Here is a 12875-nt window from a genome sequence, read left to right as displayed (position 1 = left end):
GCTATTTTCCTATTAACCAAAGAAATATTTTTGATTCATTACCGCAGTTTGAATGGGTTGGCAGGTTGCATGCACACCATCAACTTTGACGGCGAATGTCTCTGGGTTGACGTCAATTTTTGGGGTCGCATTATTTCTTATAAGGTCGTGTTTACTGATACTTCGACAGTTTTGGACTGCGACAACCTGTCTTTCAAGGCCCGCTTTTTCTTTAACGTCATCATCAAAGGCTGCCTGTGATACGAAGGTAAGGCAGGTATCCTGTAGGGTTTTTCCCATTGCACCAAACATAGGGCGATAAAATACTGGCTGAGGAGTAGGCAGCGAAGCGTTAGGGTCACCCATTAAAGACCAGTTAATCATTCCCCCTTTAATAATGAGTTTTGGTTTGGCCCCAAAAAATTGTGGTTCCCAGAGTACCAGATCAGCCATTTTACCCACTTCAACAGAACCGATAATATGGCTGACGCCTTGCGTAATGGCCGGGTTAATCGTAATTTTTGCGACGTATCGGAGAACGCGGAAATTGTCATTATTTGGACTATCTTCCGGTAATTTTCCGCGAGCTACTTTCATGGCATGCGCGGTTTGAACCAGGCGAAGCCAGTTCTCGCCCACGCGTCCCATAGCTTGGGAATCGCTGGAGAACATCGATATTACACCCATATCATGCAGGATATTTTCTGCTGCAATGGTCTCAGGACGAACACGGCTTTCTGCAAATGAAACATCGGCAGCCACGTTAGGATTGAGGTTGTGGCACACCATAATCATATCGAACAGTTCTGCCTGGCTGTTGATCCCAAAAGGTAGCGTTGGATTGGTGGAACTTGGCAGAACATTTGGTTGGCTGGCGACCTTAATAATATCCGGGGCATGACCACCGCCAGCGCCTTCTGTATGAAAAGTGTGAATTGTCCTTCCTTCAAAGGCGGCAATCGTATTCTCGACATATCCTGCTTCGTTGAGACTGTCAGTGTGTACAGAGACCTGAATATCCATAGCATCGGCGGTGCGAAGCGCATGTCGAAGCGCATTTGGTGTAGCGCCCCAGTCTTCATGTACTTTTAGCCCAACAGCACCGGCAATGATTTGCTCTTCGAGAGGCGCTTTATTGTATGCATTGCCTTTGCCCAGGAGACCAATATTGACCGGAATTCCTTCCCATGCGCGTAACATAGCGCGCATATTCTTAGGACCGGCAGTCACTGTGGTTCCATTCGTACCATCAGTGGGTCCTATACCTCCACCGAAGAAGGTGGTAACGCCGTTAGATAATGCCGCATAAGCTTGCTGAGGTGAGATGAGATGAATGTGGGAGTCGATGCCTGCCGCAGTCAGAATTAAATGCTCGCCTGAAATAGCATCCGTGCTAAGTCCAACCGTCATCCCCGGCGTTACACCAGACATAATTGCGGGATTACCACTTTTACCAATACCCGAGATCAGCCCATCCTTGATGCCTACATCCGCTTTAACTACACCAAGTTTTGCATCAACTATCGTGACATTTGTAATAACCAGATCGAGGACACCCAGGTCACGTGAATACTGATTATTCGCGCCCATTCCATCACGTAGAGATTTTCCTCCGCCATAGACTGATTCGTCACCATAACCACGTAAATCTTGTTCGATTTCAATATATAAATCAGTTTCGCCTAAACGAATTTTATCACCGGTCGTAGGACCAAACAGACTGGAATATTCCTTTCTGGATATAGTTGGCATAAGAGCTCCTTAGCTGGGATTGTTTGGCATTTTGAAGCCGGCTTGCCGGGCATTATCAATAAGTGATTTCAGTTTTATTGGATCATTTATGACGTCAGCGAGCTGTTGACCGGTCATATCGACAAGATTATTAAAGCCAAAAATATCGTTATTACCACTATAGGGGATGAGTTCTACCTCTATTTCATCACCCGGTTCAAAACGTATTGCGGTCGTGGCCGTAATATTTAAACGTTTACCCAGTGCACTTTCACGATCAAACTCTAGTTCTTTGTTAACCTCAAAAAAATGAAAATGTGAGCCTACCTGAACAGGGCGATCTCCCGTATTCTTGACACGTACTTTTGTTACAGGTTTCTCTGTATTAAATGAAACAGGAGTATCGTTTAAAACGTAGCCACCATAGGGTACAGGTATTGCGTTTTTATCTTCAGGCATAGTTCGTTTCTCCTGCCATTAACGAATAGGATCGTGCACAGTTATCAGTCTGCTGCCATCGGTAAAAATAGCTTCAACCTGTATTTGTGGGATAAGAGCTGCGACACCTTCCATGACATCATCTTTACTCAGAATATCTCTTGATTTATTCATAACGGTTTCCAGATCATTTCCTTCTCTGGCACTCTCCATGGCTGTTGACGCAATAATAGCAACGGCTTCTGGATAATTTAGTTTTATTCCTTTTTCTTTTCTGCTTTGAGCCACACTGGCAAGTGAATAAATCATTATTTTCTCTATTTCTCTGGGGCTAAGTTTCATTAATTACTCCTTACCTGAAGGGGCATATGCATCTTCGCCAAATGCTGAATAATCAGGAGATTGGCGCGCGTCATTGATTGAAATCCGCACCGGGGTAACTTTGTTAATTATCCATAAAATGAGCAGAGTAAAGATAAAAGACCATATGCTGGTAATCAGTACTGCGGCGAGTTGTTTCGCCACCTGTAATATTCCACCACCTTCCAGCAATCCTGATGGCCCTTTGCTGTTCCAGGCCTGAGAAGCAAAAACACCGAGTAAAATAGAACCAGTAATGCCACCCATACCATGTACGCCAAAAACGTCCAGTGCATCGTCGACATATTTTTTAACGAGCAGTGCGCAGTAATAGCAGATAAAACCAGCAATAATGCCAATAAATGCGGCAGATTCAATTGAAACATATCCTGCTGCAGGTGTTATGGTGGCTAGACCTGCGACGGCCCCGGTCAGGAAACCTACGAACTTAGGTTTGCTGGTGTGCATTTTCTCAATTAATAGCCATGTTGCTCCCGCAAAAGCAGCAGCAATATCGGTGGTGACAAAAGCGGAAACGGTAATAGTGTTAACCTGCAATTCTGATCCAGCGTTAAAACCATACCAGCCAAACCAGAGCAATCCTGCACCCAGAGCGATATAAGGAATGTTATGGCTACCATCGGGTTGAATCACTCGTCGCCCAACGTATAAAGCGGAAGCCAGTGCCGCGAATCCGGCTGTTGCATGGACGACAATACCACCGGCAAAATCAACCACACCCCATTTAGCCATTACGCCTTGTGGGCTCCAGACCATATGCACAAACGGACAGTAAACGAATAATGTCCATAGAGTAATAAATATCAGATATGCCTTGAATTTTACTCTACCAACAAAAGCGCCAGTAATCAGGGCTGGGGTGATAATAGCGAACATCATTTGGTAAACAAAATGGACCAGAAGGGGGATCCCTGCATTATTACCGGTAAACAGCGTGTTGGCATTGATATTATGTAAAAAAGCATAGTGAAGTGGATCGCCGATAATACCATTAAGACTAGGGCCGAAGGCTAAAGAATAACCGACAGAAAACCACAGTATTGCTACCCAGCTCATCGATACAAAACTTTGGAACATAATGGTGAGTATGCCTTTACGCTGGACTAAACCACCGTAAAAAAAAGCAAGCCCCGGTGTCATTAACATGACCAGACTAGTGCACAACAGCATAAATGCTGTATTAGCTGGATCCAGTATCTGAAACTGTACAGGTAATATTCCCATATACCCTGTGCCCCTTGCTTAAGGTTTAGAAAGATGATGTGCTTTAGCTATTCTGAGTACGAAGGGCTAATCACTACTTGTTGTTTTGACAGATAATTATCTATCTTTGAATGAATACAATTTTAATTGCGGGTTATGTTTGCAATATTCAATAACTTGTGGAATGCTGGTAAGATCTGTTTCATTCAAAGAGACAGAGTCTCCTCCTTTATAAACCGTTTCTTCATTAAGCATCCACCATGCGACAGGAAGCATTGCTTTGGGATTCAGATTGATAAACTCCTGACAGGTCATTTTGTCAGGACTGTTTTCTGCCGAATGCGCCAATGGGATACTTAACATTAATAATGATAATAGAGGAGTTAATGTGATGAGTACGCGTTTCATATATAACCTCGCGGTGTATTGAATCAGATTTATTTACTGAAGCGGGAACTGCTGGGGACAGCCCTCGCTTCAGGGATATCAATAAATAAAGTTATTGGTGTTGGCTTTACTACAGATCCTTTTTGATTTTGTCCCACTCACTGTCGGCTTTTTTCTTAAAATTGGCTTTTTTATCCTGCATACATGCCTGAACTAGCGCAGGAGTAACAGTTTCAACGCCTTTAACATCCAGTACCGCATCTTCCGGTTTGTCTTTCTTATTCAGGGCCTCAGCAAAGCCAACTACGGTGGGTTGGAAGGTGGCGTCTGTGGCAAGAAAATCTTCACATGTCCACTGGCTGACTGGTTTGTGACTATCAGCCGCCTGACTTAGCGCAGGGATAATGAGTAGAGAGCCAATGACAATGCTTAATGTTTTATTCATCTAAGGTACCTCTTGTTGTATCAATTAATATCGACGGGTGGAAAGTCTCATTGCGACTATTAATATATATCCTGGAACCGCATAAATGTCATATTTTGAATAAAACCGATTTTTTTATATGCCCAGTATTTTCTTTTTATTTTAAAGGGTTGCGCTTTGTTTAGGATGAAGTTATCAGACTATATTATTAACGATGTGTTATTTATTAATGATATTTAGCATAAATTAATGTTGTCAGTAGAAATCTGGCTAACAGGAGAAGCAAATGTTAAATGTGACACGAGATATTTTATCTAAGCTTGACGATGACGTGCTGGTTAAACAGCGGAGATTTCTTAAGTTTCTGGCATGCCTGATGTTCTTAGGTGGTATACTTTTTATTCTTTTTCCGTATGTATCCGGAGGTGTACTGAGTATTATTGTCGGCGTAATTTTGATGTGTAGCGGTGTGGCATTGGCGATAGGTATGTTTAAGAACAGAGTGCATAACTTTTGGCCCGTTGTTTCTGGGGTAGTCATCAGTATTGCATATTTTTTGATGGGCTATTTTTTCATTACGGCACCCGAGTTGGGAATTTTTGCTATTGCAACCTTTTTAGCATGTCTGTTTTGTCTGGGAGGCGTTATTCGACTGACCACATTTTTTAAGTGGCGTAAAGATAAAAAAGTATGGTTGCAAGGGGTGATCGGTATTTTGGATCTTTTTATTGCATGGTGTTTTATTACTGCTGCACCGCAGGCATCGATTTATATGGTGTCAATGGTAACGGGTATTGAACTAATGTTGAGTGGGATTAGCTGTGTATTTATTGCCAATCAGTTTCGTAAGCCATAGCATTACAGCCTCAGATAATGTTATCACCAGGCCCCGGTAACGGGGTCATTAAGATATAAAAAAACTGCCCTTGCGGGCAGTAAAAATGGAAGCATAGCTAAATGTGTTCTCAGGGGGCAGTATGTGCTGATGCCTATATAATCATAAATAATCTCGTGATATATTTCAAAAACTATCGTAATTACATTTTATAAATATATCCTAATCATTATTCCTGGCTCCTGTGGTTGTGGCTATTTTAGCGAATAAACGATGTATAACAATAAAGAATACGGGAACAAAAAATATCGCCAGGATGGTTGCTGCTATCATCCCGCCCATAACTCCTGTTCCTACCGCATTTTGCGCACCCGAGCCCGCACCATGGCTGATAACCAATGGAAGCACGCCAAGAATGAATGCCAGAGAGGTCATCAGGATCGGCCTTAGGCGCATACGTGCTGCATCCAATGTTGCTTCGATATCGCTTTTCCCCTGTTTTTGCATAATCTCAACGGCAAATTCCACAATCAAAATTGCATTTTTGGCGGATAACCCAATCGTGGTCAAAAGACCTACCTGAAAATAAACATCATTGGTTAATCCGCGTAGCCAGGTCGCTAGCAAGGCTCCAACAATACCAAGTGGAACAACCAGCATTACGGCAAATGGAATTGACCAGCTTTCATAGAGTGCAGCCAGACACAGAAAAACAACAATGATTGAAATAAAGTACAGCATAGGGGCCTGGTCGGTGGATAAGCGCTCCTGATAAGACATTCCTGTCCAGTCATATCCAATACCAGCAGGTAGCTTTTCGATGAGCGAGACCATAAATGCCATGGCATCACCGGTACTTTTACCTGGCGCGGCTTCGCCAAGAATCTCCATCGAAGGAGAACCGTTATAGCGTTCAAGACGCGGTGATCCATAGGTCCATTCTGTATAGGCAAAAGCGCTAAACGGAACCATATCACCTGATGCGTTACGAACATACCAACTATTAATATTTTCCGGCAACATGCGGTAGGGGATGGCGGCCTGCACAAAGACCTTTTTGACGCGTCCGTTATCCAGAAAGTCGTTGACGTAGCTGCTACCAAAAGCGGTTGAGATCGTTTGATTAATATCGCTAAGAGAGACTCCCATCGATTCTGCTTTTGCTGCATTGACCTGTACCCTGAACATGGGGGTATCCTCCAGTCCATTGGGGCGAACGCCGACTACCTGTTCGGGATGCTGTTTTGCCATTCCGAGGAGCTGATTTCTTGCCTGAGTGAGTTTTTGATGACCCAGACTGGCTTTATCAATAAGTTCCAGATCAAACCCTGAGGCCGTTCCTAGTTCGGGTACGGCGGGTAGATTGAAAGGATAGACGATAGCCTGATTGATTGTACTTAGTGCTTTAGCCGCACGTTGAATAATTGCATTAATACCGTCAGTACTGGCTGTGCGCTCAGACCAGGGCTTCAGGCTGACAAAAGCCAGACCGTTGTTCTGACCTTGTCCACTGAATCCAAAACCGCTAACCGTAAAGACAGATTCCACATTCTTTTTTTCCTGTTCCAGGTAGTAGCGGTTTATATCTGCAAGTACCTGATTGGTTTTTACCAGCGTCGCGCCAGGCGGCAACTGGGCCATGGTTAGCAAAACGCCCTGATCTTCCTCAGGTAAAAACGAGGTCGGAATGCGCAGAAAAAGCACTATCATGGTAATAATAATCAGCAAATACAGAAAGATATATCGAGACGTTACTCGCACTATTTTGCGTGTACTGTCGCTGTAATGTTGAGTAAAACGCTCAAAATACTGGTTAAACAACGCGAAAAAACGTGGTGGAGAGTGGGGGGAATCTGGATGAACCGGCTTGATCAATGTGGCGCACAGTGCGGGTGTTAATGACAATGCGGTTAATAAGGAAAGCGCCATGGCGGCAACAATAGTCACTGAGAAATGCCGGTATATTTCTCCGGTGGAACCACCCAGTAACGCCATTGGTATGAATACAGCCGAGAGGACAAGAACAATTCCCACCAGTGCCCCCTGAATTTGCAACATCGATTTATGTGTGGCTTCTTTTGGCGAAAGGTGTTCTTCGGCCATCACACGTTCAACATTTTCGACAACCACAATAGCATCATCAACAAGCAGGCCAATAGCCAGAACAAGGCCAAACATGGTCAGAGTATTGATGGTAAAGCCGGCTACAGCGAGCACTGCAAATGTGCCTAATATCACAACAGGGACTGCAATTGTTGGAATAAGTGTTGCCCGAAAATTTTGTAAGAATAGATACATAACGATGAAAACTAAAACAATGGCTTCAACCAGCGTTTTAACTACTTCTTGTATCGATATCTGAATAAAAGGGGTTGTGTCATAGGGATAAACTGTTTTGAGCCCAGAGGGAAACCAGGGTGAAAGTCGGGATATTTCCTCTTTTACTAATTTGGCGGTATCAAGGGCATTCGCGCCAGTCGCTAATTTAATCGCAATTCCTGCTGCGGGGTTCCCATTATACTTCGCAACCGTGCCGTAACTTTCAGCGCCCAGCTCAATATGGGCAACGTCGTTCAGGGTGACTCGTGATCCATCCTGTTGAACTTTCAGAAGAATATTTCCAAACTCCTCAGCATTTTGCAGTCGGGTCTGAACGATAATGGAGGCATTCAGTTGCTGATTCTTCGCCTGAGGCGCACCACCTAATTGCCCTCCGGATATTTGGTTATTTTGTACTTTGACTTTTTGAATGATGTCCTGAGGGACAAGCTGGTATTGATTCAGTTTTACTGGATCGAGCCAAATACGCATGGCATGCTGTGAACCAAATAACTGAATGCTACCCACTCCTGCGATTCTACTGAGAGGATCTTTGATATTTGACGCGACATAATCGGCAATATCGTATTGGTTAAGCGAACCATCATCTGAAATAAATGCGGCAACAAGTAAAATGTTGCTACTTGCTTTATCAACACTGATACCTTGTTGTTGTACTTGCTGTGGAAGTGACGGCATCGCCAACTGGAGCTTATTTTGTACCTGGACCTGAGCGATATCTGGATTGGTTCCCGATTCGAACGTGAGGGTCATGACCGCATTACCGGAGGCATCGCTGGTAGAGGACATATACATTAATCCATCCAGGCCATTCATATTCTGTTCAATAATCTGCGTCACCGAGTTTTGCACGGTCTGTGCATCCGCGCCTGGGTAAGTCGCGGTGATGGTTATCGCAGGTGGAGCAATGCTGGGGTATTGGGCGATGGGCAATTGAGTGATGGCAATAATGCCGCTTAACATCATGATAATAGCAAGAACCCAGGCGAAGACTGGGCGCTCAATAAAAAAATTCGCCATAGGGAAGACTCCTGTTACCCGGCCTTACTGAGGTAAAGGGGGATTTGATTCAAGAGGGGAGGGAAGGGCGTGAGCTTTAATGCCTGGACGAATATGCTGGAGACCAGAGACAATTACTCTGTCGCCAGGGCGTAATCCTGACGTCACCAGCCATTTATCTCCTATCGCTTTTGCGGCCGTGATTTCACGCAACTGGACGATGTTCTCGGCATCGAGAATGAGCGTTGTCGCTTTGCCGCTGGCGTTGCGGGTGACCGCTTCTTGCGGAACCAACAATACATGGTGCTGGATGCCTTCATTAAGTACAGCAGTAACATACATGCCGGGTAAAAGAGTATTATCAGGATTTGGGAATATAGCTCTGAGCGTAACTGATCCCGTTGTTTCATCTACTGTGAGGTCAGAGAATTGCAACTTACCCGTGTGGGCATACCGCTTACCGTTATCAAACTCCAGTAAGGCCGTCACCTGCCCTTGGCTTTGTTCAATTACGCCTTGTTCCATGTCAGTTTTTAGCTTAAGAAAATCATTAGCGGACTGGGTAACATCGACATAAACCGGATCAAGTCGTTGAATCGTGACCAGTGCTTGTGCCTGGTTGGCGGTGACTAACGCGCCGATGGTGACTGCGGGTTTTCCGCTTAACCCGCTCAGTGGTGAAGTGACGCTGGCATAGTTCAGGTTGATTCTGGCACTTTGTACTGCCGCTTTTGCCACTACGAGGTTTGCCTGCGCTTCCTTTGCGTTAGCTTGAGCCGTGTCATAGTCCTGTTGGCTGACATAATTTGATTTTAGTAATGTTCTATAACGATCTAACGTTAAACGGCTGTTATCCGCAGCGGATTGAGCCTTCGCCAGATTACCCTTCGCTCGATCCAGTTCTGCCAGCAAGGGGGCAGAATCAATCTGAAACAACTGCTCTCCTGCATTGACCTTACTGCCTTCTTTAAACTGACGACTGAGTATGATTCCACCAACTTGAGGGCGTATCTCGGCAATTTCGAAAGGAACAATGCGCCCTGGTAATTTGCTGGTGATATTTATTGATTCAGCCTGCAGAGTAATAACACCCACATCCGGTACTGCGGGTTGTGGAAGCGTATTTTTACTGTCGTCACATCCGCCGATGAAGAGAAGATTAAGCAGGCCAATTACCGCGAATTTTCGTTTTATCTGCATCATATCGCTCACATAAATTTCACGAGAGTTTGCGGTTTATTGACACCAATAGGCAATAAACGACGCAACTAAGAAGCCGATATAAACGGCGAGCAAGGAAAACAGTACATGAACGACAATTTCTGTACTGGCCCAGATATAATCTTCGTTTTGCAAATGTGAAAAAACCTCCTCTGAAAAGGTTGAAAAGGTCGACAGACCACCACATAACCCAGTTGTGATCATCAGTTTAACTGCCGGTGAGAATGATGTAAGTCGTGTAAAAAATACCGTAGCAAAGCCAATAATGAACCCAGCAATTATGTTTGAGATGAGAGTACCTGGCGGCAATAAAGGAAAAAAAGCATTTAATCGCTGAGAGATACCCCAACGTAAAGCACTTCCTATACCGCCACCAATCATAATGGCAACTAATGATGTTAGCATATATTCTCAATTTCCTAATTAGAGTAAAAATATTACTCATTTGCATGCTAAAAGTAAGGTGATATTTTTAGAGTGACAAGATCGCTTATTCGCCTAAGCTTTAGCTTAAGCATAATGTTGAATTTTTGAATACGCAGCGTCTGCTCAGAGATGTTAAGTGATTGGGTGATGTCATTCATGTTTTGCTGATTGATGATCGAATTAACAAGTTTCAGCTGATTATGCGAAAGTGCCACATTCGGTTTCTGATATGAAATTTTTTCATCTATGATGAGTGAGAGCAAGTTCACAAGTGGCTCTTTTCTATTTACAAACAGTAAAGGCGATGCGCTTTTCAATTTACTAATTTGAAAAGGGGCAAGGATGATGATTCTTTGCACAGCAATGTGATTAAGCAGTCTGACCGTAACTTCATCTATAATATTATTGTGATAAGTATCAATAACTACTCTTACAGTGTGACCGATGTCATTAAAATTAATATCTGAAAGTTGATTGATCTTGATGATTTTTTCCTTTTCCTGTAGGTGAATAATACCCTGGAAAAGGAAAAAATCCTTTGTGATGATGAAAATCATAACAATGCTCCTTTGGTGCATATATCTAGTTATAATGTTTGTAAAAATAGGGTTTTACATTAGCGATTGAGGTTGAAGATGCAGGAGATAGTTATTCCATACTATGTTTATTTAATGTTATAAACATAATCTATTTTTCTGATTAATCCAGATGTAAATCTATATAATAATCCTAAGTAAAATTCTCAGTGCTATGAAATAATTGGTTTTTATATTTTGGTATAAGAAAATTCCTGGCGAAAATACCAATTAGATATTGGTATGAAATATTATGTTTTATGTTATCCAGGATTAATTTATATAAAGCTAACTTGTAGAATATCTTCTGGAACATTAGGATAAATATGTCACTTGTATTGGTGACGAACTTGAGACTCCTATACAGACTTTTGCTGGCGATAACTTCGCCAGCTTTTTTTATTTATATTCAACAAGATAAAAGGTGAGCGATATATGCGGTAATGCCTGGGAACGTAGATTTCCAGGCATTGAAGAGTATGGACAGAAGAAAATTATCGAATGTTAAGGAGACAGTGTTTTCTCTACTTCTAGTGGTGGATCGTACCATCCCCAACCGGGATACATCATACCATTCCAGTCGGCTGGCCAAACTGGCCCAATACCGTAGTCAAAACCTGGTGCCGGCATAATACGCGTTTCTTCTTGCCACACCTGATAACCAACAATATTCATTGTAACAAAAGGATAGATGGAATTACCAACCCGGCCAGTACGACTCCCCGTCAGGTTGCCCAGTACGGTAACATAGTGATTGCGAAAGTTAACCGGATCGAGAAACATTAAGCTTTTGGCCAGTATCCGTCCCTGATATTGTGCCCCAATTTCTGGCTGCGCATTATAATTAAGCGGCAGTACAGCTATTTCGAGCAACGTTTCTTGAGGCTGATTAACGACATTAATAACGAGGCCTCCTAGTCGAACCTGTTGTCCAACATAGAGGCCAGGGGTTTGCTTCAGTTTTAGAAAATCTTTTTGCAAGTCTGGTTGATTATTACCTTTAATCGATGCAGGAATAGTGCTACAACCAGAGAGAAAAAGTGTAATCGCGGTGAGCGCGATATATGATAATTTCCCAGAGGTATAAACCTTTAACATATCACCTCCTTAAATAGATTAAATGTAGGTTAAATAGAACAGGCTTATAATAAAATTACACGACTCTCCCTTATCAGGAGAATCGAGTTTTCAGGTAGGAATAATTTATAAATGACTTATTTGTATCATGGCATTTAGTTGTAAATGTCCGCATTGATAGTTTTGTGTTCAGCATGTCCTTCAGTTGATGTAATTACGTAGTATTTGCCACCTTTTTCATCTACTTTTTTGCTGAGCCCATCGTCAGTCATTGTGAATCCATCTTCAGTTACGCTAATCTCTCCTATTTTGGTATATTTGCTTGCCTGTTCTGGTGTAATTTGCTCTGCGGCATATGCTGAAAATGCGATTACCGAACCTAACAATACAATGATACTAATTTTTTTCATAAGTTGATTCTCTTATAGAGTAATGGTGAACATTAATTATGTTAGATAACTTATTTTTTTATTCAATGTAAAAGTGAGCTTATTACCGATGCCACGTTTCTAGAGGTGATTAATTAGTTGATCTAAATATGTTTTTTGATGAATTGTTGTTTAATATAATAATCCTAACGCTGGATTCCAGTTACGATCTGCAAAGAATATCGATTGTTTTCTCTATGAACTAATTATACCCGCAGGGGCAATTAAGATTTCAGCTGATTACTGAGGCTTTCCCGTTAGCGGTCCTGGACAGGAACAATAATTACGTTATTTGGATGAAAAGAACAATATTCTATAAATTATTAAATCGCAAAATATAGATCTGAAATTATTGATAGGATAGGTTTTTGTTCTGTGTCGCGTAATCAAATAGAGGTATTCTTTCTGATATTAAACCTAAAAATACCCAT

General features: G+C 42.5%; 13 protein-coding genes. 1 reads left to right on the top strand and 12 read right to left on the bottom strand.

Features of this window, described 5'->3' with window-relative positions; genetic code table 11:
* Window positions 1–12: 12 nt before the first annotated feature.
* From FDW92_RS06660 to hdeA, 6 genes are all read right to left on the bottom strand, one after another.
* Window positions 13–1731, bottom strand: coding sequence for an urease subunit alpha (locus FDW92_RS06660; RefSeq protein WP_042307010.1), 1719 nt, complete (start codon window positions 1729–1731; stop codon window positions 13–15).
* 9 nt (window positions 1732–1740) lie between these two features.
* The gene (locus tag FDW92_RS06655) at window positions 1741–2169 is read right to left on the bottom strand and encodes an urease subunit beta (protein ID WP_042307012.1); all 429 of its coding nucleotides are present in this window, start codon (window positions 2167–2169) and stop codon (window positions 1741–1743) included.
* Window positions 2170–2187: 18 nt separating this feature from the next.
* A complete protein-coding gene (locus FDW92_RS06650) occupies window positions 2188–2490 on the bottom strand; it encodes an urease subunit gamma (protein WP_042307014.1) in 303 nt (100 codons plus the stop codon).
* Between the two features lie 3 nt (window positions 2491–2493).
* Entirely contained in the window at window positions 2494–3753 is a 1260-nt protein-coding gene (locus tag FDW92_RS06645) for an ammonium transporter (protein WP_137400588.1), read from the bottom strand.
* 96 nt (window positions 3754–3849) lie between these two features.
* Window positions 3850–4140, bottom strand: a complete 291-nt coding sequence (gene hdeB, locus FDW92_RS06640; RefSeq protein ID WP_042307018.1) for an acid-activated periplasmic chaperone HdeB — start codon at window positions 4138–4140, stop codon at window positions 3850–3852.
* A 109-nt stretch (window positions 4141–4249) separates the two neighbouring features.
* Window positions 4250–4564, bottom strand: a complete 315-nt coding sequence (hdeA, locus tag FDW92_RS06635) for an acid-activated periplasmic chaperone HdeA (protein ID WP_042307020.1) — start codon at window positions 4562–4564, stop codon at window positions 4250–4252.
* A gap of 265 nt (window positions 4565–4829) precedes the next feature.
* On the opposite strand from hdeA, the gene FDW92_RS06630 reads away from it, so the two are divergent.
* Complete coding sequence (locus FDW92_RS06630) at window positions 4830–5399, top strand: HdeD family acid-resistance protein (RefSeq protein WP_042307022.1); 570 nt, start codon at window positions 4830–4832, stop codon at window positions 5397–5399.
* A gap of 201 nt (window positions 5400–5600) precedes the next feature.
* Here the strand turns inward: FDW92_RS06630 and FDW92_RS06625 are convergent, their stop codons facing one another.
* The 6 genes from FDW92_RS06625 to FDW92_RS06600 all read right to left on the bottom strand — a co-directional run bounded on the left by FDW92_RS06625 (window position 5601) and on the right by FDW92_RS06600 (window position 12426).
* On the bottom strand, window positions 5601–8738 hold the full coding sequence (locus tag FDW92_RS06625; protein ID WP_042307024.1) for an efflux RND transporter permease subunit: 3138 nt from the start codon (window positions 8736–8738) through the stop codon (window positions 5601–5603).
* 24 nt (window positions 8739–8762) lie between these two features.
* On the bottom strand, window positions 8763–9920 hold the full coding sequence (locus FDW92_RS06620) for an efflux RND transporter periplasmic adaptor subunit (RefSeq protein ID WP_318782912.1): 1158 nt from the start codon (window positions 9918–9920) through the stop codon (window positions 8763–8765).
* A gap of 33 nt (window positions 9921–9953) precedes the next feature.
* A complete protein-coding gene (gene crcB, locus FDW92_RS06615) occupies window positions 9954–10343 on the bottom strand; it encodes a fluoride efflux transporter CrcB (RefSeq protein WP_072014719.1) in 390 nt (129 codons plus the stop codon).
* A gap of 47 nt (window positions 10344–10390) precedes the next feature.
* The gene (locus tag FDW92_RS06610) at window positions 10391–10921 is read right to left on the bottom strand and encodes a LuxR C-terminal-related transcriptional regulator (protein ID WP_042307025.1); all 531 of its coding nucleotides are present in this window, start codon (window positions 10919–10921) and stop codon (window positions 10391–10393) included.
* A gap of 522 nt (window positions 10922–11443) precedes the next feature.
* Entirely contained in the window at window positions 11444–12037 is a 594-nt protein-coding gene (locus FDW92_RS06605; protein ID WP_042307027.1) for a Slp family lipoprotein, read from the bottom strand.
* Window positions 12038–12171: 134 nt separating this feature from the next.
* Window positions 12172–12426: a DUF1471 domain-containing protein gene (locus FDW92_RS06600; protein WP_042307030.1), complete on the bottom strand. Its 255-nt coding sequence runs from the start codon at window positions 12424–12426 to the stop codon at window positions 12172–12174.
* Window positions 12427–12875 lie beyond the last annotated feature (449 nt).

It is taken from the genome of Citrobacter sp. wls706, assembly GCF_005281305.1.
Lineage (GTDB): Bacteria > Pseudomonadota > Gammaproteobacteria > Enterobacterales > Enterobacteriaceae > Citrobacter > Citrobacter werkmanii.
Note: the sequence above shows the minus strand (reverse complement) of the source record. Positions and strands in the feature narration are given on the sequence as shown.

Bases quoted from the DNA above. Each gene is read 5' to 3' on its own strand.
- FDW92_RS06660 (WP_042307010.1), bottom strand. From the start codon at position 1,731: ATGCCAACTATATCCAGAAAGGAATATTCCAGTCTGTTTGGTCCTACG.
- FDW92_RS06655 (WP_042307012.1), bottom strand. From the start codon at position 2,169: ATGCCTGAAGATAAAAACGCAATACCTGTACCCTATGGTGGCTACGTT.
- FDW92_RS06650 (WP_042307014.1), bottom strand. From the start codon at position 2,490: ATGAAACTTAGCCCCAGAGAAATAGAGAAAATAATGATTTATTCACTT.
- FDW92_RS06645 (WP_137400588.1), bottom strand. From the start codon at position 3,753: ATGGGAATATTACCTGTACAGTTTCAGATACTGGATCCAGCTAATACA.
- hdeB (WP_042307018.1), bottom strand. From the start codon at position 4,140: ATGAAACGCGTACTCATCACATTAACTCCTCTATTATCATTATTAATG.
- hdeA (WP_042307020.1), bottom strand. From the start codon at position 4,564: ATGAATAAAACATTAAGCATTGTCATTGGCTCTCTACTCATTATCCCT.
- FDW92_RS06630 (WP_042307022.1), top strand. From the start codon at position 4,830: ATGTTAAATGTGACACGAGATATTTTATCTAAGCTTGACGATGACGTG.
- FDW92_RS06625 (WP_042307024.1), bottom strand. From the start codon at position 8,738: ATGGCGAATTTTTTTATTGAGCGCCCAGTCTTCGCCTGGGTTCTTGCT.
- FDW92_RS06620 (WP_318782912.1), bottom strand. From the start codon at position 9,920: ATGATGCAGATAAAACGAAAATTCGCGGTAATTGGCCTGCTTAATCTT.
- crcB (WP_072014719.1), bottom strand. From the start codon at position 10,343: ATGCTAACATCATTAGTTGCCATTATGATTGGTGGCGGTATAGGAAGT.
- FDW92_RS06610 (WP_042307025.1), bottom strand. From the start codon at position 10,921: ATGATTTTCATCATCACAAAGGATTTTTTCCTTTTCCAGGGTATTATT.
- FDW92_RS06605 (WP_042307027.1), bottom strand. From the start codon at position 12,037: ATGTTAAAGGTTTATACCTCTGGGAAATTATCATATATCGCGCTCACC.
- FDW92_RS06600 (WP_042307030.1), bottom strand. From the start codon at position 12,426: ATGAAAAAAATTAGTATCATTGTATTGTTAGGTTCGGTAATCGCATTT.